The organism is Saccharopolyspora sp. MMCC62 (assembly GCF_057736575.1).
The window spans coordinates 164602-185407 of record NZ_JBYKCM010000005.1 but is presented as its reverse complement, the minus strand read 5'-3'; the positions used below and the strand labels follow the sequence as shown (position 1 = coordinate 185407).

The 20806-nt window shown below is 69.7% G+C and carries 21 protein-coding genes and 2 tRNA genes; 15 read left to right on the top strand and 8 right to left on the bottom strand.

From position 1 onward, the window contains the following. Positions 1-40: 40 nt before the first annotated feature. Positions 41-607 carry a carboxymuconolactone decarboxylase family protein gene (locus AC29IT_RS14220; RefSeq protein WP_488219134.1) on the top strand — a complete coding sequence of 189 codons (567 nt, stop codon included), beginning with the start codon at positions 41-43 and terminating at the stop codon, positions 605-607. A gap of 78 nt (positions 608-685) precedes the next feature. Here AC29IT_RS14220 and sigJ read toward each other — a convergent pair whose 3' ends face one another. Next, positions 686-1603 carry an RNA polymerase sigma factor SigJ gene (sigJ, locus tag AC29IT_RS14215; RefSeq protein WP_358442105.1) on the bottom strand — a complete coding sequence of 306 codons (918 nt, stop codon included), beginning with the start codon at positions 1601-1603 and terminating at the stop codon, positions 686-688. 65 nt (positions 1604-1668) lie between these two features. Here sigJ and dnaG point away from each other — a divergent pair, with 65 nt between their 5' ends. The 5 genes from dnaG (at position 1669) to AC29IT_RS14190 (ending at position 6353) form a co-directional block, all read left to right on the top strand. Further along, entirely contained in the window at positions 1669-3558 is a 1890-nt protein-coding gene (gene dnaG, locus AC29IT_RS14210) for a DNA primase (RefSeq protein ID WP_488218982.1), read from the top strand. Beyond that, complete coding sequence (locus AC29IT_RS14205) at positions 3558-4082, top strand: hypothetical protein (RefSeq protein WP_488218981.1); 525 nt, start codon at positions 3558-3560, stop codon at positions 4080-4082. The genes dnaG and AC29IT_RS14205 overlap by 1 nt, the downstream gene beginning before the upstream one ends. A gap of 64 nt (positions 4083-4146) precedes the next feature. Beyond that, on the top strand, positions 4147-4899 hold the full coding sequence (locus AC29IT_RS14200; protein ID WP_358442113.1) for a trans-aconitate 2-methyltransferase: 753 nt from the start codon (positions 4147-4149) through the stop codon (positions 4897-4899). A 108-nt stretch (positions 4900-5007) separates the two neighbouring features. Then, positions 5008-5080, top strand: a tRNA-Asn gene (locus AC29IT_RS14195). A 514-nt stretch (positions 5081-5594) separates the two neighbouring features. Beyond that, positions 5595-6353 carry a S1 family peptidase gene (locus AC29IT_RS14190; RefSeq protein WP_488218980.1) on the top strand — a complete coding sequence of 253 codons (759 nt, stop codon included), beginning with the start codon at positions 5595-5597 and terminating at the stop codon, positions 6351-6353. A 37-nt stretch (positions 6354-6390) separates the two neighbouring features. Here the strand turns inward: AC29IT_RS14190 and AC29IT_RS14185 are convergent, their stop codons facing one another. Continuing rightward, positions 6391-7221: an EamA family transporter gene (locus tag AC29IT_RS14185; protein WP_488218979.1), complete on the bottom strand. Its 831-nt coding sequence runs from the start codon at positions 7219-7221 to the stop codon at positions 6391-6393. A 106-nt stretch (positions 7222-7327) separates the two neighbouring features. On the opposite strand from AC29IT_RS14185, the gene AC29IT_RS14180 reads away from it, so the two are divergent. Continuing rightward, positions 7328-7891, top strand: coding sequence for a helix-turn-helix domain-containing protein (locus tag AC29IT_RS14180; protein WP_358442122.1), 564 nt, complete (start codon positions 7328-7330; stop codon positions 7889-7891). 3 nt (positions 7892-7894) lie between these two features. Here the strand turns inward: AC29IT_RS14180 and AC29IT_RS14175 are convergent, their stop codons facing one another. Next, on the bottom strand, positions 7895-8848 hold the full coding sequence (locus AC29IT_RS14175; RefSeq protein ID WP_488218978.1) for a GlxA family transcriptional regulator: 954 nt from the start codon (positions 8846-8848) through the stop codon (positions 7895-7897). 98 nt (positions 8849-8946) lie between these two features. Between AC29IT_RS14175 and AC29IT_RS14170 the strand changes: the two genes are divergently transcribed. Then, on the top strand, positions 8947-9585 hold the full coding sequence (locus tag AC29IT_RS14170; RefSeq protein ID WP_358442128.1) for an HD domain-containing protein: 639 nt from the start codon (positions 8947-8949) through the stop codon (positions 9583-9585). An 85-nt stretch (positions 9586-9670) separates the two neighbouring features. On the opposite strand, the gene argG is transcribed toward AC29IT_RS14170, so the two are convergent. Continuing rightward, positions 9671-11098, bottom strand: coding sequence for an argininosuccinate synthase (argG, locus tag AC29IT_RS14165; protein ID WP_358442130.1), 1428 nt, complete (start codon positions 11096-11098; stop codon positions 9671-9673). 235 nt (positions 11099-11333) lie between these two features. On the opposite strand from argG, the gene AC29IT_RS14160 reads away from it, so the two are divergent. Then, positions 11334-11693, top strand: a complete 360-nt coding sequence (locus AC29IT_RS14160; protein ID WP_358442132.1) for an EthD domain-containing protein — start codon at positions 11334-11336, stop codon at positions 11691-11693. 92 nt (positions 11694-11785) lie between these two features. Here AC29IT_RS14160 and AC29IT_RS14155 read toward each other — a convergent pair whose 3' ends face one another. From AC29IT_RS14155 to AC29IT_RS14145, 3 genes are all read right to left on the bottom strand, one after another. Beyond that, entirely contained in the window at positions 11786-12385 is a 600-nt protein-coding gene (locus tag AC29IT_RS14155; protein ID WP_358442135.1) for a TetR/AcrR family transcriptional regulator, read from the bottom strand. Positions 12386-12410: 25 nt separating this feature from the next. Further along, the gene (locus AC29IT_RS14150) at positions 12411-13433 is read right to left on the bottom strand and encodes an extracellular catalytic domain type 1 short-chain-length polyhydroxyalkanoate depolymerase (protein WP_488218977.1); all 1023 of its coding nucleotides are present in this window, start codon (positions 13431-13433) and stop codon (positions 12411-12413) included. A 129-nt stretch (positions 13434-13562) separates the two neighbouring features. After that, complete coding sequence (locus tag AC29IT_RS14145; RefSeq protein WP_488218976.1) at positions 13563-14117, bottom strand: TetR/AcrR family transcriptional regulator; 555 nt, start codon at positions 14115-14117, stop codon at positions 13563-13565. Positions 14118-14202: 85 nt separating this feature from the next. On the opposite strand from AC29IT_RS14145, the gene AC29IT_RS14140 reads away from it, so the two are divergent. The 6 genes from AC29IT_RS14140 (at position 14203) to AC29IT_RS14115 (ending at position 19708) form a co-directional block, all read left to right on the top strand. Further along, positions 14203-15096: an SDR family oxidoreductase gene (locus AC29IT_RS14140; protein ID WP_488219133.1), complete on the top strand. Its 894-nt coding sequence runs from the start codon at positions 14203-14205 to the stop codon at positions 15094-15096. Between the two features lie 577 nt (positions 15097-15673). Next, positions 15674-15877 (top strand): hypothetical protein, encoded by a 204-nt coding sequence (locus AC29IT_RS14135; protein WP_358442144.1) that lies wholly within the window; start codon positions 15674-15676, stop codon positions 15875-15877. Between the two features lie 170 nt (positions 15878-16047). Next, positions 16048-16124: transfer RNA gene (locus tag AC29IT_RS14130), tRNA-Ile, on the top strand. Positions 16125-16270: 146 nt separating this feature from the next. Further along, positions 16271-17476: a tyrosine-type recombinase/integrase gene (locus tag AC29IT_RS14125; protein WP_488218975.1), complete on the top strand. Its 1206-nt coding sequence runs from the start codon at positions 16271-16273 to the stop codon at positions 17474-17476. A gap of 85 nt (positions 17477-17561) precedes the next feature. Further along, positions 17562-19064, top strand: coding sequence for a hypothetical protein (locus tag AC29IT_RS14120; RefSeq protein WP_488218974.1), 1503 nt, complete (start codon positions 17562-17564; stop codon positions 19062-19064). A 68-nt stretch (positions 19065-19132) separates the two neighbouring features. Then, on the top strand, positions 19133-19708 hold the full coding sequence (locus AC29IT_RS14115; protein ID WP_488218973.1) for an NUDIX hydrolase: 576 nt from the start codon (positions 19133-19135) through the stop codon (positions 19706-19708). On the opposite strand, the gene AC29IT_RS14110 is transcribed toward AC29IT_RS14115, so the two are convergent. After that, a complete protein-coding gene (locus AC29IT_RS14110; RefSeq protein ID WP_488218972.1) occupies positions 19667-20791 on the bottom strand; it encodes an NsdA family TPR-like regulatory protein in 1125 nt (374 codons plus the stop codon). The genes AC29IT_RS14115 and AC29IT_RS14110 overlap by 42 nt on opposite strands. Positions 20792-20806 lie beyond the last annotated feature (15 nt).

Sequence of the window (20806 nt, the reverse complement as noted above, 5' to 3'; positions counted from 1 at the left end):
CCGCCCGCATCCGGCGGGCCGCGAACCTCCGGGAGTGACCATGCCGCGGATCGAACGCCTGCCCGCTCGGCGGGCCGGCCTGCTGACGAAGCTCGCCTACCGCTACGCCCGCCGCCGTTTCGGGGCGGTGCCGGACCCGATGGCGGTCCTCGCGCACCACCGGGGACTGCTGCTGGCGTCCTGCACCGCGGAACTGGCGGTGGACCGCGCGGCCCGAGCGCTGCCCGTGAGCCTGCGGGAGCTGGCCGTGTTCCGGACCGCGACCCGGATCGGCTGCTCGTGGTGCGTGGACTTCGGCACGATGCTGCAGCGGAACGAAGGATTGGACGTGGCGCGGCTGCGGGAGATCGACGAGTACCGCACCTCGCCGCGGTTCTCCGAACTGGACGGGCTGGTCATCGAGTACGCGGACGCGATGACCGAGCTGCCGGTACGGGTGACCGACGCGCAGGTCGCGGAGCTGGACCGCAGGCTCGGCCACCGCGGCCTGCTGGAGCTGACCTACCTGATCGCGCTGGAGAACCAGCGCACCCGGCTCAACCACGCGCTCGACCTCACCGCGCAGGGCTTCACCTCCGGCGAGGCCTGCCGGGTGCCGATGCCGTGACGCGCGGGCCGCGCCCCTCGTCGGGCGGGCGCGTCCCCGTTCGGCGGGCGCGTCCTCGTCCAGCGGGCGCGGCTTTCGTCACGAACCGAACGCGGCCGGGTCGAGGTGCGCGAGCTTGGCCGGGCTCACCAGGTCGTGCAGCTCCGCGATCCGGTCGCCGTCCACGGTGAACACCAGCACCCGCCGCGCCGAGGTGCGCCCGGTCGGATCGGCCGGATCACCCGGCACGAACACGCCGAGATCACCGTTGACCAGCACCGGGAACGACCCGGCCAGCGACGCGATGCCGTACTTGGCGACCAGGCCCAGCAGGAACCGGGAGATCTTGTCCGCGCCCACGACGGGCCGCCGCGCGGTGGCCGCCTCGCCGCCGCCGTCGCCGTAGAGCGCCGCGCGCGGGTGCAGCAGCCGGGTCAGCTCCGCCACGTCGCCGCTGGTCACCGCGGCCATGAACCGCTCGACGACCTCCTGCTGGCGGGGTAGCGGCGCGGGCGGCGGGGTGCCGTCGGCGAGGGACCGGCGCGCCCGGGACGCGTACTGGCGGGCGGTGGCGGCCGGGCAGCCGAGCAGGTCGGCGATCTCGCCGAACGGCACCTGGAAGCCGTCGTGCAGCACGAACGCGAACCGCTGCTCGGCGGGCAGGTCGTGCAGCAACCGCAGCGCGGCCATCCGCAGTTCCTCACGGCCCGCCACCACGTCCTGCGGATCGGGCGCGCCCAGCGGGCTCACCACCGGTTCGGGCAGCCACGGCCCGACGTACCGCTCCCGCCGGTGCGCGGCGGACCGCACCTTGTCCAGGCAGAGCCTGCCGACGACGGTGCTCAGCCAGGCGCCGAGGTCGCGGATCTCACCGGGCTCGCGGGCCAGCCGCAGCCAGGCCTCCTGCACCGCGTCCTCGGCGTCGGCGAGCCCGCCGGTGAGCCGGTAGGCGAGCGCGACCAGCCGCGCTCGGTGGGCGTCGAACTCGGCGGCGAGTTCCGGACCGGCGTTGGTCATGCGCCGATTGTGCTCCCCGCGGGGACACCCGTCGGTGTGTCGTGCGCGACGCCTAGACTGGCCGGGTGGCTGGAAGGATCCGAGATAGCGATGTCGCCGAGGTACGTGACCGCATCCGGATCGACGAGGTCGTCGGCGAATACGTGGCGCTGCGCAACGCCGGCGGCGGTGCTCTGAAGGGCTTGTGCCCGTTCCACGACGAGAAGACCCCGTCGTTCAACGTGCGCCCGAGCCACGGCACCTTCCACTGCTTCGGCTGCGGTGAGGGCGGCGACGTCATCGCCTTCCTCATGAAGTCCGAGCACCTGGGTTTCGTCGAATCCGTGGAGCGGCTGGCCGACCGGGCCGGGCTGCAGCTCACCTACGAGGGCGGGACGCCGGGCCCGAAGCGGGACCGCGGCACCCGCGCGCGGATGGTGGAGGCGCACCGCCTCGCCGCCGAGTTCTACGCCGAGCACCTGCGCTCGGCGGAGGCGCTGCCGGGCCGCGAGTACCTCGCCGAGCGCGGTTTCGACGAGGCCGCGATCCGCTTCGGCTGCGGTTTCGCCCCGTCCGGCTGGGACAAGCTGACCAAGCACCTGCTGGGCAAGGGCTTCGAGCTCGACGAGCTGTACAAGTGCGGCCTGTCGAAGGAGGGCAGGCGCGGCCCGCTGGACCGGTTCCACCGCAGGCTGCTGTGGCCGTTGAAGGACCTGGCCGGCGACGTGGTCGGTTTCGGCGCGCGCCGCATCCACGACGACGACCCGATCGAGGCGAAGTACGTCAACACCTCGGCGACCCCGATCTTCAACAAGTCGCAGGTGCTGTTCGGCATCGACCTGGCCAAGCGGGAGATCGCGAAGCGGCACCAGGCGGTGGTCGTCGAGGGCTACACCGACGTGATGGCGATGCACCTGGCGGGCGTGCCGACGGCGATCGCGTCCTGCGGGACGGCGTTCGGCGACGACCACATCTCGGTGCTGCGGCGGCTGATGATGGACGACAACGCGTTCCGCGGCGAGGTCATCTTCACCTTCGACGGGGACGCGGCCGGGCAGAAGGCGGCGCTGAAGGCGTTCGACGGCGAGCAGCAGTTCGCGACCCAGACCTACGTGGCGATCACCCCGGACGGCATGGACCCGTGCGAGCTGCGCCAGGCCTCCGGGGACACCGCGGTGCGGGACCTGGTGGCGCGGCGCAAACCGCTGTTCGAGTTCGCGATCCGCAGCCTGCTCACCGAGTACGACCTGGATTCGGTGGACGGCCGGGTGGAGGCGCTCAAGCGCACCGTCCCGCTCGTGGCGCAGATCAAGGACGTGGAGCGCCGCGACGGCTACGCGGTGCAGCTGTCCGGCTGGGTCGGCTGGAACGACGAGAACCAGATCGTGCGCCGGGTCCGCGAGTCCGCGGGCGCACCGGCGAAACCGCAGCGCCGCCGCGTGCAGCGCAATCCCGACCAGGGTTCGCTGGGCATGGACGTGGAGCTGCCGCCGCGCCCGCGCCGGGACGATCCGCGCTGGTGCCAGCGGGAGACGTTGAAGCTGGCGTTGCAGGTGCCCGCGCTGTCCGGCCCGGTCTACGACTCGTTGCCGGAGGAGGCGTTCACCGAACCGGTCTACGCCGAACTGCACCAGGCGATCGTGGCCGCGGGCGGCACCATGTCCGGCCTGTCCGGGGCGGGGCTGGTGGACGCGGTGGGCCGCGAGTGCCAGGACGAGGTGACGCGGCGGCTGCTCACGCTGCTGGCGGTGGAGGCGCTGGACACGAAGTCCGAGGAGGACCCGCGCTACGTGGCGGGGGTGATCGCCCGGCTGCAGGAGATCATGGTGGGTCGCCAGATCGCGGACATCAAGTCGCGGGTGCAGCGCACCTCTCCGACGGAGAACCCGGACGAGTACAACTCGCTGTTCGGCGACATGCTGGCGCTGGAGCAGTACCGGCAGTCGTTGCTGCACCAGGCTTCGGGCGCGTTGTGATGACCTGGCTGCGCCGGTTCGCCGCCCGGTTGTCCGGTACCGCCGAGGTGCCCGCCGACTTCGCCGGTGCGCTCCGGGACGACGAGCGGGTGCTGGCGGTGGCACGCGCAGTGGACGGGCCGCTGGTCGCCACGCACCTCGGGTTGTGGTTGCCGGAGGGCCGGCTGCTGGGCTGGCACCTGGTGAGCAAGGCGACCTGGCGGGACGGCGTGCTGATCGTGGTCGAGGCGGTGGAGTCCGGGGCGGCCGGGGACGCGGTGCTGCTGCGCGACCTGCGCCCGCTGCGCCTGCGGCTCGCCGAACCGGGGACGCTGCCGGAGATCGTGCACACCCGGGTGACCGAGTCGATCCGCAGCACCGAGCACCGCGAGCTGCCCGGCGGCGGGGCGCGGTTCGTGCAGCGGAAGGTGCCGGGCCGCAACGGGCTGGTGCTGCAGGTGCGCGCCGACCCGGGCACCGACGAGCGGTCGCTGGCCCCGGTGGCGGCCGAGGTGGCGGAGCGGCTGCACCGGACGTCGCGCTGAGCCCTGCCGCCTCCGCGGTGCGCGACCCTGGACAGCTTCACAGTACGGTCGTACTGTTTCCGGTGTGTGGGATCCGCAGAAGTACCTGTCGTTCAGCGAACAGCGCGATCGCCCCGCGCACGATCTGCTGGCCCGCGTGCCGCAGCGGTCCGCCCGCCGCGTCGTCGACCTCGGCTGCGGCGCCGGGAACCTGACCCGGCTGCTCACCGACCGCTGGCCCGGCGCCGCGGTGGAGGCCACCGACTCCTCGCCGCAGATGGTCGAGGCCGCGCGCGGCAACGGCGTCGACGCCCGGCTCCAGGACGTGCGGGACTGGCGGCCCGAGTCGGACACCGACGTGGTGCTGTGCAACGCGGTGCTGCAATGGGTGCCCGAGCACGTCGAGCTGCTGCGCGGCTGGCTGCCCGCGCTGCCCGCGGGCGCCTCGTTCGCCTTCCAGGTGCCCGGGAACTTCGAGTCCCCGTCCTACCGCGCCATCCGCGAGGTGCTCGCCGAGCAGGGGTTGGACGTCGACGGGCTGCTGCGCACCGATTCGGTGCTCGCCCCCGCCGAGTACGCCGACGTGCTCGCCGACCTCGGCGCCGAGGTCGACGCCTGGGAGACCAGCTACGCGCACCGCCTCAGCGGCCCCGACCCGGTGCTGGAGTGGGTGACCGGCACGGCGCTGCGCCCGGTGCGCGCCGCGCTGGCCGAACCGGACTGGCAGCGGTTCCGCGCCGCGCTCGCCGAGCGGCTGCGCACCGACTACCCCGCGCGTCCCGACGGCACCACCTGGTTCCCGTTCCGGCGGATCTTCGCCATCGCCCACCGGCCCTGAGTGCTCGACCTGCGATGTTCTTGAACGGAGGGGGGTGTGAACGGGCTCGGGACGATGCGCTAGAGTAGTTCCCGTCAGCGCGAAAGAGAGCTGATGGAAATCGAATATTCCTCCGTAGCTCAATTGGCAGAGCATTCGGCTGTTAACCGAAGGGTTACTGGTTCGAGTCCAGTCGGAGGAGCTTCCCGGATGAAGCCCCAGGTCACAGGCCTGGGGCTTCATTCTTTTCCCGTCGGGGGCCGCGAATCCGCACTGCGATGCGTGATCGACGATGCCGCTGCCTTCACTCGAAGGTGTGCACCCGATGAGCGGCGCCACGCCGTACCAACCTCGGCACGCCGGCGCTGATCCCGTGGATCACCGCCGGAACCGGTGCGCAGCGGTGCGGGAGTGATCTCGGATGGGTGCCGACGAGTTCCGCGGCCGGGTCGCCGTCGTGACCGGCGCGGCCCGCGGGCAGGGCCGCTCGCACGCGGTGCGGCTGGTGCCGGCTCGTCTCCGGCGAGGCCCGCTACGTCACCGGCATCGCGCTGCCCGTCGACGCCGGGTTCGGCGTGCGCTGAGCGGCTAGACCTTCCGGGCAGCGCGATCTTGCCCGAAAGTACGACCTCGTCGTGGACTCCGAGGTGATCTCGCGGCCGCCGCCGATCCCTAGGTTCGCAGGTGACCGGAAACCGATCACCCAGGAGGAAGACATGGTCAAGCCCGGCAAGGCGGCGCTGCTCGGCACGGCGGGGGCGATCGCGCTGACCGCGGCGTTCACCCCCGCGGCCTCGGCGATCATCGGCGGGCACGACGCCACGGCGGACTACCCGTTCATGGTGAGCGTGCAGAAGGACGGGCACCACTACTGCGGCGCCTCGCTGATCAAGCCCGACTGGATCGTCACCGCCGGGCACTGCACGGTGAACCTCGAACCGCAGCAGCTCTCGGTGCAGATCGGCGACCACGACCGCACGAAGGGGGAGACGGCGAAGGTCACCGAGGTGATCGCGCACCCCGACTTCTCCTACGAGCCGTTCCACGACGACGTGGCCGTGCTGAAGCTCGACCACCCGGTGCGGGCGCAGCCGATCGGGCTGGCCGCCGACGCCGGTCCGGCGGGCACCCCCACCCGCATCCTCGGCTGGGGCATGACCTGCGAGGACGGCAACGAATGCCCGGACGTGCCGACCGTGCTGCAGGAGCTGGACACCGAGCTCGTCGCGGACGACCGGTGCAGCGAGAACTACGACCCGGCGAACGAGCTGTGCACCGACAGCCCCACCGAGGGAGCGCAGGCCTGCATCCTCGACTCCGGCGGTCCGCAGCTGAAGGGCAGGCCGGGGCAGTGGGAGCTGATCGGGGCGACCAGCCGCGACGGCGACGCCGACCCGAACTGCGCCAGCGGACCCGGTATCTACACCGACCTCACCGCGCACCGCGACTGGATCGAGCGCACCACCGCGGGCTGAGCCGTCGGCGGGCCGGTCGTGCCGCGGCCGGCCCGCGTCAGGTCGCGGCGAGGAGACCGACCGCGACGGCCGCGGTGCCCAGGCCGAGCAGCTGGCCGGGGTGGACGCGTTCGGCGAGGACGCCGCGGGCCAGCAGCACCGTGCTCGCCGGGTACAGCGCGACGATCACGGCGACGACGGTGAGGTTCCCGCTGCGCGCGGCGAGCAGGAACAGCAGGTTCGCCACCGAGTCGAGCGCGCCGGCGGCCGCGGAGACGGCGTAGGCGGGGCGCTGCGGTCCGAGCCTGCGGTGCAGCAGCCCGGCCGCGGTCAGCGTGATCACCGAGGAGGCGGTGCGGCCCACGATCAGCGGTGCCACTCCGCTGTCGGCGGGCGCCTGGTGCAGGAACACGAGCTGCAGCGCGATCGCGGTGCCCGCCCCGAACGCGAGCAGCAGCGCTCCGCGGGAGGGGCGGGCCGTGCCGGGCCCGGCGCTGACCAGCACCACGGCGACCAGCGCGAGCGCGAGACCGGCGACGCCCGCGAGCGCGAGGCGTTCGCCCTGCAGCAGGCCCACCGCGACCGGCAGTCCGGCGGAGACCAGCGCGGTGATCGGCGAGAGCACGTTCATCGGTCCGATCGCCAGCGTCCGGTACAGCAGGGCGAACGCGGCGGCGGACACGACGCCCGAGGCGGCGCCCCAGCCGAGCGCGCCGGGGCTGAACGTGGCGCCGAGCAGCGGCCACAGCGCGAGTTCGACGGCGAGGCTGGCCGGCGCGGCGATCAGCACGGTGCGCAGCACGTGGGCGCCGCGGGCGCCGAAGCCGCCGAGGAAGTCGGCGCACCCGTAGGCGAGCGAGCTGCCGAGGGCCAGCAGGAGAGCGAGCACAGCACATCCCTTACGGTTCAGCGGAACGACCGCACCGTACAGCGAACAGGCCGGTTGACGTCAATGAAACGACCTGTGAGTTCAATCAAACGACCGAGGTGATGAGATGCCCGAACCGGACGCCGCGTTGCGCACGGTCGCGCAGAACGTCCGGGCCGCCCGCACCCGCGCCGGCCTGTCCCTGGAGGAGCTCGGCCGCCGCGCGCAGGTCAGCAAGGGCGCGCTGGTGAGCCTGGAACGCGCGCAGGGGAACCCGAACCTGGGCACCCTGGTGCGCCTCGCCGACACCCTCGGCGTCCCGGTGTCCGACCTGGTCCAGGGCGCCGCGTCGAGCAGCGTGCGCGTGGTGGACGCCGCCTCCGTCGAACCGCTGTGGACCGGGGAGCGGGGCGGCGAGGCCCGGCTCGTGCTCACCGCGCCCGGCCCCGCGCCCACCGAGATCTGGCGCTGGCGGCTGGAACCCGGCGAGGACTACCCCAGCCACCCGCACCAGGCGGGGGTAGTGGAGACCGTCACCGTGCTGTCCGGCCTGCTCGTGCTGGTCGTCGACGGCGCCGAGCACGAGGTCCCGGCCGGGAGCACCGCGACCTTCGGCGGCGACGTCCCGCACGGCTACCGCGGCGCGGGCGAGGAGACCTGCGAACTGGTCATGACCGTCGTGCTGCCCTGACCATCAGCCGCGGGTGGACCCGAAGCGCCTGCGGTAGTCGGTCGGCGTGGTGCCCAGGTGCCGGGTGAACGCGCGGCGCAGCGCCTCGTCCGAACCCAGCCCGCTGCCCCGGGCCGCCGAGGTGACGGTGTGCCCGTCCAGCAGCAGCCGCTGCGCCCGGTCCAGCCGGACCCGTTCGACCCAGCGCGCGGGCGTCGTCCCCAGCTCCGCGCGGAACAACCGGGTCAGGTGGCGGGTGCTGCTCGCCGCGGCCCGCGCCATCACCACCGGGCGGTGGTCCCCCGCCGGGTCGGCGAGCACCGCGTCGAGCACCGCGCGCAGCTGCGCGGCCCGCGCCGGAGGCGGGGCGGTCGCCGTCGAGTACTGCGATTGGCCGCCCGGCCGGTGCAGGAACACGACCATCTCCCGCGCGATGTGCCGGGCGATCTCCACCCCGTGGTCGTCCTCCACCAGCGCCAGCGCCAGGTCGATGCCCGCGCTGATGCCCGCGGAGGTGACGTAGCGCCCGTCGCGCACGTGGATGGCGTCCGGTTCGACGCGCACCGCGGGGTGCCGCCGCGCCAGCACGTCCGCGTCCCGCCAGTGGGTGGTGGCCCGGCGCCCGTCGAGCAGTCCCAGCTCGGCCAGCAGGAACGCACCGGTGCACACCGACGCCACCCGCGGTGCGTCCGCGGTGAGGACGCGCGCCGCCGCCAGCAGTTCGTCGTCCGCCGGGTCCGCGACGAGCCGTTCCCCGCCGGTGATCACCGCGGTGTCCACCGGTCCGGCGTCGACGGCCGCGGTGGTCGGGCCCAGCTCGGGGCCGCTCGCGGTGCGGACCGGGCCGCCGCGGGCCGACACCAGCACCGGCTCGTACCGGTGGCCGAGCAGCCCGGCCTGGTGCAGCACCTCGGCCGGTCCGCTGAAGTCGAGCAGGGTCATCCCGTCGAACACCAGGAACGCGACGCGGTGGGTCATGTCCGGATCCGTGGTGTTCCGGTCTGTGCGGACATGGCGCCACGGTAGCCGCCGGGCGAACCTGGACCGGCCGGGCACCGAGACGAGAGGCGGCACCGATGGGCGAGAACATCGCGGGCGTGGAGATTCCGGACAGCGCGCTGGCCCGGTCGGCCACCGAGCTGGTGCGGGACGTGGCCACGCCGCTGGTCTACGACCACTCGCGGCGGGTGTTCCTGTGGGGCGCGCTGCGCGGGCGGCGGGACGGGCTGAGGTTCGACCCGGAACTGCTCTACGTCGGCGCGATGTTCCACGACCTCGGGCTCACCGAGCGGTTCCGCCGCGACGACCAGCGCTTCGAGATCGACGGCGCCGACGAGGCCCGCCGCTTCCTCGCGGAGCACGGCGTCGACGGGGAGCGGGCGGACCGGGTGTGGACGGCGATCGCGCTGCACACGACCCCGGAGATCCCGCTGCACATGGCGCCGGAGATCGCGCTGGTCACCCGCGGGGTGGAGCTGGACGTGCTCGGTCTCGGCTACCACGAGGTGGACGAGCGGCAGCGCGCCGAAGTCGTCGGCGCGCACCCGCGCCCGGACTTCAAGAACGGCATCCTCGCCGCGTTCACCGACGGCATCCGGCACCGCCCGGAGACGACCTTCGGCAACGTCAAGGCCGATGTGCTGGCCCACTTCGTGCCGGGTTTCGCGCGCGGCGACTTCGTCGAGGTGATCGAGAACTCGCCGTGGCCGGAATGAGGTCCTGCCCGCGCGGAGAACCGGTGCACGCACGCGGAGGGCCGGTGCGACACCAGGTCGCACCGGCCCTCGTGAGCGGTGCAGGTCAGTCCGTGCCGACCTCGATGGCCGCGTGGTCCAGCGCGTCGGCCTCGACGCCGCCGTCCTCGCCGTCGGCCCGCGCGGCGATCGCGCTGGCCCCGCCCGGCGCCAGCTCGCCGACGAGCTCGCCCCACGCGGTGAGCGCGCCGTGCCCGCCGCCCTCGTACAGCTCCAGCATGCTGCGCGAGTCGGCGATGTCCAGGTTGCGCATGGACAGCTGGCCGATGCGGTCGTTCGGCACGAACGCCTGGTCCTTGCTGCGCTCCATGGACAGCTTGTCCGGGTGGTAGCTCAGGTTCGGGCCCTCGGTGTTGAGCACCGTGTGGTCCCAGCCGCGGCGCAGCCGCACCGTGACGCTGCCGGTGACCGGGTAGCCGATCCAGCGCTGCATGGACTCCCGCAGCATCAGCGCCTGCGGGTCGAACCAGCGGCCTTCGTAGAGCAGCCTGCCGAGGCGGCGGCCCTCGGTGTGGTACATGGCCACCGAGTCCTCGTTGTGCACCGCGTTGAGCAGCCGCTCGTAGGTGATGTGCAGCAGCGCCATGCCCGGCGCCTCGTACACGCCGCGGCTCTTGGCCTCGATGATCCGGTTCTCGATCTGGTCGGACATGCCGAGCCCGTGCCTGCCGCCGATGGCGTTGGCCTCGTGCACCAGGTCCACGTCCGAGTCGAAGGACTTGCCGTTGATCCGCACCGGGCGGCCGTGCCGGAACTCGACGGTGACGTCCTCGGCGGGGATCTCCACGTCGGAGTCCCAGAACCGCACGCCCATGATCGGCTCGACGATCTCCAGGGGCGTGTCGAGGAATTCGAGCTTCTTCGCCTCGTGGGTGGCACCCCAGATGTTGGCGTCGGTGGAGTACGCCTTCTCCGCGGAGTCGCGGTACGGCAGCTCCCGCTCGACCAGCCACGCGGACATCTCGTCCCGGCCGCCGAGCTCGCCGACGAAGGCCTCGTCCAGCCACGGCTTGTAGATGCGCAGGTCCGGGTTGGCCAGCAGGCCGTACCGGTAGAAGCGCTCGATGTCGTTGCCCTTGTAGGTGGAGCCGTCGCCCCAGATGGACACGTCGTCCTCGCGCATCGCGCGCACCAGCAGCGTGCCCACCACCGCGCGGCCCAGCGGCGTGGTGTTGAAGTAGGCCTGCCCGCCGGAGCGGATGTGGAAGGCGCCGCAGGCCAGTGCGGCGAAGCCCTCCTCGACCAGTGCGGCGCGGCAGTCGATCAGCCGGGCGCGCTCGGCCCCGTAGACGCGGCCGCGCTCCGGCACGTCCGACAGGTCCGGCTCGTCGTACTGGCCGATGTCTGCGGTGTAGGTGTACGGCAGGGCGCCGCGCTCGCGCATCCACGCCACCGCGACCGAGGTGTCCAGCCCGCCGGAGAAGGCGATGCCGACGCGCTCACCCACTGGAAGATTATTCAGGACCTTCGACATGTATTCATCGTAACAGGCCGTCTCCCCGGGCTCGAAGGGCAGGGCTTCCCCAGTGCGTGGAGTGCGCGCACGGCCATGTCCGGCTCTCCTGGGCCGACGAGGGCATGACGCATAAATATGCAATTTCGAGGTCGAGGCTGCGCGCGGACGGAGCAGGGTGCGGTGCACCGGGTGGCGGGGTGCACCACCCGGAAGGCGCGTTGACCCCGCCCGTCGGCGAACTAGGGTGGATCTCGTGGTGATCCTCGTGAGCCTGCTGCGCCGCCTGCCCGAGCTCTCCCACGAGCAGTTCGTCGAGCACCACCGGGAGCGGCACGCCCCGCTGGTCGCCGCCACGCCCGCCGCCGTCCGGTACGTGCGCCGCTACGTGGTGGAGCACCCGCGGCCGCTCGGGGTACCCGGCGTCCCGGAGTCGACGCTGGACGCGGTGGTGCGGCAGTGGTTCGACTCGGCGGAGGACCTGGCGGCGCTGACGGCCTCGGCCGATTACCGGGACCTGATCCGGCCGGACGAGCAGCGCTTCATCGACATGTCCCGCAGCGAGTTCTACTTCACCCGCGAGCAGGTCTTCCTCGGGGAGCGGCTGCCCGGGTGATCCCCGGGAACTCGGCTCGGCCGCGTCCTCCCGCGCGGAGCCGGGGTGCGGTCGGCCGCCGTGCTGCCGGGGTCGGCGCGCCCGGTGCGAGTTCAGGGCAGGCCGAGGCCTGCGGTGATGAAGTCCCGGTAGTGCGCCACGACCCGGTCGCGGGGGATCTCGGGGTGGGCGAACCACCAGCGGCCGAGCTGCTCGCCCACGCCGCTGATCGCGTGCGCGAAGGCGGTCGCCCGCTCCTCGTCGAAGGACGCGAAGTGACCGATCATGTCCGCGATCCGCCGCACCGTCCCCAGCCGCAGCGCGGCGACGTCCGCCGCGAGATCTTCGGACAGCGCGCCACCGCGCAGGAACAGCACCTTCCACCGCTGCGGATCGCGTTCCAGGAGTTCGAAGAACAGCGCACCGGCGCGTTCGATCACGGCCGCCGCGTCCGCCCCCGCCTCGATCATGATCTCGGGTTCGCGGATGCGGGCTTCCAACTCGGCGCGGGCCCGCCGGACGCAGGCCAGGAAGATCTCCTCCTTGGACGCGAAGTGCGAGTAGACCATCGGCCTGGTCACGCCTGCGGCGCGCGCGACGTCCTCCACCGAGGTGCGTTCCAGGCCGTGTTCGGCGAACAGCGCTTCGGCGGTGTCCAGCAGCTGGGCCGCCCGCGCCTCGCGGGAGAGTCGGGTGCGGCGCGGGGCGGTCATGCCGGTTTCCCGCCTCGGGTCGCGCTCATCGCGTTCCTCCGTTCATCGGCCGGGCGGCGGCGAAGTCCCAGATCAGGCGTGCCATGTCCGGCCCGGACCGGTCGGTGAACAGCCCGCTGGCCGCCGGTCCGGACCAGGCGTGCCCCATGCCGGAGGTCAGGTACGACTCGATCACCGGGAGGCCGCCGCCCGCCGCCGCGTAGGTCGAGCGGGTGTACGGGTGCAGACCCGGGGGATTCTGCCGGACCACGGACTCGGGTTTCGCGTCGACGTCCCCGCCTGGCCGCCCGCCCGCGGCCAGTTCGGTGACCCGCGACCAGTGCTCGACGAGCCGGTCCGCCACGAACGGCGGCACCACCTCGTCCTGATCGCCCTGGAAGACCAGCAGCGGGACCGGGCGGGCGCGCGAGCCCATCTGGGCGTAGGCCTGCCCGGCGGTGTAGGTCGGCGGCACCTCGGCGGGGTGCTCGGGATCGACCTGGTCCAGCCCGTACTCGCCGCCCGCGACCGAGGTGGCCGTGGCGAACACGTCGGGGTAGGTGGCGGCCAGGATCACGGCGGCGCCCGCGCCCGACGACGCTCCCGTCACGTGCACCTGGCGGGGGTCCGCGTGGTACTCGGACACGACCTCGCGGGCGATTCCGGCGAGCAGTTCGGGCTCGCCGCGGCCGCGGTGCTGGTCGGCGGGATCGGTGGAGTTCCAGCAGTTCAGCTTGTTCTGGAACGGGCTCTGGGTCGGGTAGACCACGATGAACCCGGCCTCGTCGGCGAGCTGGTCGAACCGGGTGGTGGCCTTCATCGAGTTCCACCCGAAGCCGGTCATCGCGCAGCCGTGCACGGCCATCACCACCGGCGGGCGGGAGTCCTCGCGGTAGTCCGGCGGCAGGTGCACCTGGTACATCAGCCGGCCCTGGTCGCTGGAGTAGGTGCCGAGCCGGTCGCGGGGACCGGCGGAGCCGGGCAGCCCGAACTGGAATCCCAGCGACAGCAGCACGACGACCGCCAGCGCGATGCCGCCGAACAGGGCGAACCTGCGGAATCTGGACACGGGGACCTCCGGCCGCCCTAACTTTACAAGTTGTCAAGTTGGACTATACGCAATGACAACTAGCGGCGGGAGCGGGCAGGGTCCGTCGCCGGGCGGCCGGTGCGGCCGTCCGGAAGTGGGGAGGGTGGATCAGAACAGGCCGCGCAGCCCGGCCGCGGTCTCCTCGGCGCAGGCGATGAGGTCGGGGGCGTCCTCGTCGATCCAGCGCGCGAAGGCGATCTGGAAGACGGTCACGGCGCAGTGGGCGGCGAGTGCCGCGGTGTCGTCGGCGGTGCCCCGCTCGCGCAGCGAGTCGGTGGCGGCGCGGGTCATGCCCGCGAGCTTGAGCAGTTCGCGCTCCTGCAGGCTCGGGGTCCGCGCGATGATCTGCGCGCGCCGCGCCGCCTGCTCGCGCCGGTCGGTGAGGAGCCCGGCCGCGGCCCGGGCGCCCGCGATCGCCACGTCGATCGGCGCCACATCGGCCGGGGCGGCCGCGATCGCCTCCTGGAAGGCGTGCTCCATCGCCTGTTCCCCGTCGAAGAGGACTTCCCGCTTGTCGGCGAAGTGGCGGAAGAAGGTGCGTTCGGTGACGCCGGCGCGTTCGGCGATGTCGCCCGCGGTGGTCCGCTCGAAGCCGCGTTCGGCGAACAGCTCCACGGCGGCGCGCGTCATCCGGTCCCGTGCGCCCGGTTCCCAGCGGCTCATGTCCGAGGAGTGTAGTGATGGCAGGCGCTGACATCACGTGCTACTGTCGATGACAGTTACTGACATCAAGGAAGAGGAGCACGCCATGCGCGTCTTCGTCACCGGTGCCTCCGGCTGGATCGGCACCGCCGTCACCGCGGAACTGCTCGCGAACGACCACGAGGTCCTCGGCCTGGCCCGCTCCGACCGATCCGCCGCCGCCGTCGCGGCCGCGGGAGCCGAAGTGGTCCGCGGCGACCTCGACGACCCGGAAGGCCTCGCCGCCGCTGCCGCGAAGGCCGACGCCGTGGTGCACCTGGCCTTCAAGCACGACTTCACCGATCTCGCGGGCGCCGGGCGCGCCGAGGACGTCGCGGTCCGGGCGATGCTCGACGTGCTCGCCGGGAGCGACCGGCCGTTCCTGATCGCCGCCGGGCTGGCGGGCTTGGCGGCGAGCGGGCTGCCCACCGAGCTGGACCCGTCGCCGCACGAGGGCGTCGACTCGGCGCGTGGGGGCAGCGAGAACCTGGCGCTGTCCTACGCGGACCGCGGCGTCCGCGCGGGGGCGCTGCGCTTCGCGCCGACCGTGCACGGGATGGGCGACCACGGGTTCACCGCCCAGCTGGTGAAGGTCGCGCGGGAACGAGGGGTCGCCGGATACGTCGGCGACGGCTCGAACCGGTGGGCCGCGGTGCACCGCTCGGACGCCGCCCGGCTCGTCCGGCTCGCGCTGGACGGCGCGCCCGCGGGAGAGCGGCTGCACGTGGTCGCCGAGGAAGGGCTGCCCGCCAGGGACATCGCCACCGCCCTCGGCGAGCGCCTCGGCCTGCCGGTCGCGTCGATCGATCCGCAGGACGCCGCGGAGCACTTCGGCTGGATCGCCGGTTTCTTCGGCGTGGACGCCGCGGCGTCGAACACCCGCACCCGCGAGCTGCTCGGCTGGGAGCCGGCCGGGCCGACGCTGTTCGCGGACATCGCGGCGGGCGCGTACGACGGCTGAGCGTCGCCGACGAGGCGAAATGTCCTGCGGTGACGGGAAAAACCGGTTCCCGTCCAGCTCGCGCGGAAGGGGGAGCCTGAATCGGTCCGGTCCGCGGCTGCTGCTATGCTGGCAGCACGGTCCGAGGGCCGATCGGGGCAGGTCGAAACAAGGTGCGTGGCGCATGAGCAGATGTGGGCATCGCTACCGGATCGACGCTCCCCGGCCGGAAATCAGATCGGTCGGCCTGCCGAAGGCCTGCTGAATCGCGAAGGGGCGCCGAATCGGTGCCCCTTTTCCGTGATCGCAGAACCGGGACCACCCTTTCGGGTGAGGAAGTCTCAGATCGATCAGAGTCGGATAACGATTGTGCCGAACCCTGCGATCTGATTCGTGCAGCGACGCGACACCCCGCTTTCCCCTGAGGTTTTCCCGCAGGTCACAGCGGGTATGAACGATCTGGATCGGCCCGTGGTCCCGGCCACGTGGCAGGAACCAAATCGATTCATGATGCGTGAGGACCAACGAAACTCCCACTGCTCTCCGTCCTCGGAGCAGTGGTGCAAGAACGGGGACGACAAGGACGGGGGAAGTCGGGATGTCCGCTCCAGGAATCGGCAAGGAAAACCACTTCGCGCTGCCCGATCTGGCCACGGTGGCACAGCTGCCGAAGCCGATCAGGGCGCTGGTGTACCTGGTCATGCTGTCGCTGCTGACGGTGGCCGGGATCAGCGCGCTGCTGGCCAGCATCGTGGTCATCGGCCAGCTGACCGGCGCGTTCAACGTCGCATCGTTCATGTGACGCCGCCACGAGCACGGGCCGGCACCTGCGGGTGCCGGCCCTTTCTGCTGCCATGCCCCCGGAATCCCGTCCAGCGGCCCGGTTTCGCCCGGTCGAGCGGACAACCCAACGCGCTTCACACCGCCCAGCCTCGCTACGATCACCCAGCGGAGCGTTTCATCACGCCTTCGGGGGCAGTAGCTCAGTTGGTCAGAGCAGCGGACTCATAATCCGTCAGCCGTGGGTTCAAGTCCCACCTGCCCCACCATCTGACCTGCGGCGGAGTCTTTTTCAAGATCGAAATCGCCGACTTGGGTGCGAGTTTGGGTGCGAGTAGCTTCCCGAAGCATGGGTAGTGCGAGCAGCGGCGGACGCCAGCGAGGCCGCATCGAAGAGCACGGCAGGACACTCCGCGTGATCGTTTACGCCGGAGTGGATCCCGTTACCGGCAAACGGACGTACCTGCGGGACGCGGTGCAGGGGACGGGCAAGGCCGCCCGGAAGCGGGCCGAGCGCCTGCTGAACAAGTTGCTCTCTCAGGTCGACGGACAGCGCTCCGCGCCGTCGTCGGCGACGTTGTCCTACGCCCTCGGCGAGTGGCTGCGGACGAACGAGATCGAGCAGAGCACCCGCGAGACCTACGAGGGCTACGTTTCCCGAGTCATCCGTCCGGCGCTGGGGGAGACAGCGGTCAACAAGATCACGGCGCGGATGCTGGAGAACTTCTACACCGAGCTCCGCCGGTGCCGGACACGGTGCGACGGCAAGCCGTTCATCGAGCGCCATAAGAAGGACGGCGATCACGACTGCGTGGCGGCCAAGTGCAAGCCACACGTCTGCAAGCCGATGGCGGCGTCAACGGTCCGGCAGATCCATTTCATCATCAGCGGCACCCTCGATGCCGCGGAGCGCTGGGACTGGATCAACACCAACCCCGCCCGCGTGGCGCGCAAGCCGAAGCAGAAGCCACCGGAGCCCGACCCACCGACACCGGACGAGGCGGCCCGCCTCTCGGAAGAGGCGTTCCGGCTCGACGAGGACTGGGGCACGCTCGTGTGGCTCGCGATGACCACCGGGATGCGCCGGGGCGAGCTAGTCGCCCTCCGCTTCTCCCGCCTCGACTTGGACACCGGCGTGATCGACCTCCGCCGAAACTGGGTCGGCGGCCAGGAAAAGGACACCAAGACCCACCAGAACCGCCGCATCGCCCTCGACACCGAAACGGTCGTCCTCCTCGGCGAGCACAAGCGCCGCGTCCGTGAACGGGCCGAAGCACTCGGGATCGAGTTCTCCGACGACCTGTTCGTCTTCACCGGCACGAAGAGCCCGGACCACAGCCACCCGTACCCACCGGACGCCCTCAGCTCCCGCTACACGAACATGGCGAAACGCCTCGGAATCCGAACCCACCTCCATGCCTTGCGGCACTACTCGGCGACGGAACTGCTGACTGCTGGAATCGATCTCCCCACTGTCTCCGGACGTCTCGGACACGGCGGTGGAGGCGCTACCACCCTGCGCGTATACGCCGCATGGGTCGCAGCATCAGATAGGAAAGCCGCAGAAATTCTTGGTGGGAGAATGCCGAAAAGGAACAAGAATAACGAACAGCATAATTGATTTTCTGTGGGGCTGAAGGCTGTGATATATTTTGCTTATGCTGGGAGCGCTAAGGCGAACTTTCGGATCTGATCTCCTGGGTTATTTGCTGAACATCGATCAGAGTGCTGAGCAATTTAGCCAAGCTCAGATCGATGCGGCAAACCAGTTACTTCAACTTTCACTGTGGGCAGATGATCAGGATGATGCACACAGCAGAAGCTTTGCTCTGGCCGATGTTGCCGTTCCGGTGGACGGCGGAACTAGAGCCACATCTTTGCGCTTGTCTTGCGGAGGTGAGGTGTATGCGCGGACGAGCGATGACCCGCTTACTGAGAAGATTTTGAGAGTAGCCGAAGAGCTATATCCGTTGCTTGCTATTCCATGTGAAGACTATGACTCGAATATCGCCGTGGGGGCTTGGATGTTGAGGTCGAATAGTCTTCGGCAGTCCTTAGAGGAGCTGGTGAAAGATCGGGATATAGTTAGCTTGTTTCCAGGGTACAACGGAAATCCGTCAACCTTATGGGATTTTTCGGGAGAGCATACGTCGTTTATTATGTTCTCAAATGGTACTGGCTCGTCGATTCAACTGGAAATGGCTCCTCAGGTGATCGTTGAGCATGCGTGGCGAAAATCTGTTGTGCAAAATAGGAGGGATTTAGAGAGTCTCCTTGATTTCATACCCGATTCTGTTTCTGATCTGCGGAAGCTCGGTCGGCGCGAGAGGATATCGGTGCCGTATATCGTCGGATTTTTCGGTGCCGAGATTGAAGATCAGCATGAATTGAGTACTGACATTGGGGCGATCAGGATGCTTGATCCTCCCAGTGTTAAGACTATGATCGGCGGGCAATCTTGGATGCCGGGGATCCGACTCTTGACGCTCGTGTCGGCGGCTAGCGTTGGGGTTGAATCTTTATCTTGTGGCGCATCGAGCTGGCCTGATCGCTCCCGTGTCAGTGACTCTGTGGATACTCAGCAAGAGTTTATGGAGAAGACCGTAACATGTCTTCAGCTCTCCTTTATTTTGGCCCAGGAGGAGTCCCCCGTAGGATTGTCAGCATGTATGGCCGTGTCTCGCCTCCCGGTGAGCGGTTTCGGTGCACGTATTTATAACATCCCACCGTATAATCCTCATGGCTTTCGTGTCGACCAACTATTTTTCGAGAAGATGATGCGATGGCATGTGCGCTTGATGGAGACTGACTTTAGTGCGATTGAGATCGGCGTAAATCGGATAATTCGAGCGATAGCAAATCGCCAAGACTCTGGCGATAGCCTCATCGACACGGTGACGGCTTGGGAGATATTCTTCGGAGGGAAAACGGAGACGACCCTACGTGTCACTGCTTCTTTGGCGCGGATTGTGCATCCGGATTCGCCAAATGAAAGAAGTATCTTGTTTGGCAAGTTGAAAGATGTTTATAGTGCAAGAAGTGCGCTTGTTCACGGGGGCGTGGTAAAAAAGGGTAGCGTGGATGATCATCGCCGTACTGCGATAGAGGTTGCAATAAAAGCCCTCAAGTCAATTATTGACTCGCCACGATTGATGGAAATCAAGGATGCGGGCAAGCGAGCCGAGGCAGTCTTGCTTGATTTGACGTAAAAATTGCCCTGAGGGCATCGTAGAGTTGCGACGGGTATGGGTACGTATACGGGTCGTAGGCTAGGAGCGTGGCTGACGAGCGTGGAGCATGGCGGGTGCACGGGGAGCGGACGATCTATGACAACCGGTATGTCCGGTTGGGGCTAGTGGACGTCGAGCCGCCGGATGGGCGGCGGTTCGAGCATCACGTGGTGCACCTGGATCGGGTCGCGGTGGCGTTGATTGTCAACGAGCGCGATGAAGTGTTGATGCTGTGGCGGTACCGGTTCGCCACGGATGAGTGGGGCTATGAGCTGTTGGGCGGCCTCGTGGACGGCGATGAGGAGTCCACGGCGACGGCATTGCGCGAGGCGAGCGAGGAAAGCGGCTGGGAGCCGGTCGGCGAGGCCGAGCATCTGGTGAGCTTCGAGCCGATCCCCGGCATGGTCACCGCGCAGTTCGACGTCTACCTGTGGCGTGGGGCGAGGCACGTCGGCGACCCGACCGATGAAGAGGAAGCCGGGACGATCGAGTGGGTTCCGCTGGAACGCGTCATCGAGTTGACGCAGCAGCGGAAGCTTCTCGGGTCCGGGACGTTGGTCGCGCTGCTGTACTACCTGGCTTCACGAGGAGCCGGGAAGGATCAGGCCGCTGAGTCGGCGTAGTTGACGGTCTGACTTGATCTGGGAGGCGAGGCGCCGCGCTTGGCGGGAGTGTTCGAGCGCGGCGTCTCGTTCGCCTGCTGCGGCGTAGGCGAACGCGAGATCGACCAGGATTCCCGTACGGGCGCGCGTGAACGCCTCGGGGAGACGCGGGAGCGCGTCGGTGAGCTGGTCGATCGCTTCGGCCTCCCCGAGTTTGCTCAGCGCGTTGCCGCGCCACCGATCCAGGTGTGAGCCACCAAGGAACAGGAACGGCAACGCGGGATCGACCGGTTCGGCGGGCAAGAGCTGGTCGGCTTGATCGAACGCCCGAAGTGCGTTGTCTCGCTGCCCGACTGCCGAGAGCCCTTCGCCGTGCGCTGCCGCCAACCACGCTCGGAGCAACGCGGGGGCAGCGTCTCCGGCTACTTCACGAGCTACGGCGAGCTGTTCAGCCGCCGCTTCGGTCTCGCCAATGTCGATGAGCACGAACGCCTGCTCGGCGGTGGCGTGTGCGAGCAGCGGCGGCGACATTGCTTCTCGCGCGGCGGTTTTCGCGCGCTCGTAGTGCTCCCATGCCTGCCCGTGCGCGCTGCGGTCGAGGGCTTCCCACCCGGCCAATGTGGACGCTTCGGTGAGCACTCCCGCTAGGGCTTCGCGGTGCCCGCTCAGCGTGCTGTGTCCGAGCAGATTGCTCACCTGGTCGATATCGCCCCGGAGCCGGTCCAACATTGTGACGCCGCCGAAGCGGCGATCGATCTGCCGGGCATGGTCCACCTGGAGACGGAAGCTCTCCAGCAGCTCCGGATCAACCCTGCGAGCGATCGCGATGCGGGCACGCAGCTCCGCGACGTCTTGATCATCCGGCTCGGACGGGAACCCCAACTCCTCGTCGGTGCGGCCGTAGATCTCGCGGAACAGCCGCCGGTAGGGCTCGCTCACGGACTCGTGCCCGTTCTCCCAGCGGGACAGCTTCGTTTTCAGGCTCGTCGGCGACATGACCGACACATCCAGCCGTTTCGCGAGTCGGTCGAGCATCCGGATCACGTCGTCGGCCGAGTAGTCGAGCTGCCTGCGAACCACTTGCAAGCGGGTTTTCGGTGTCATCGCATCATCCCCCGA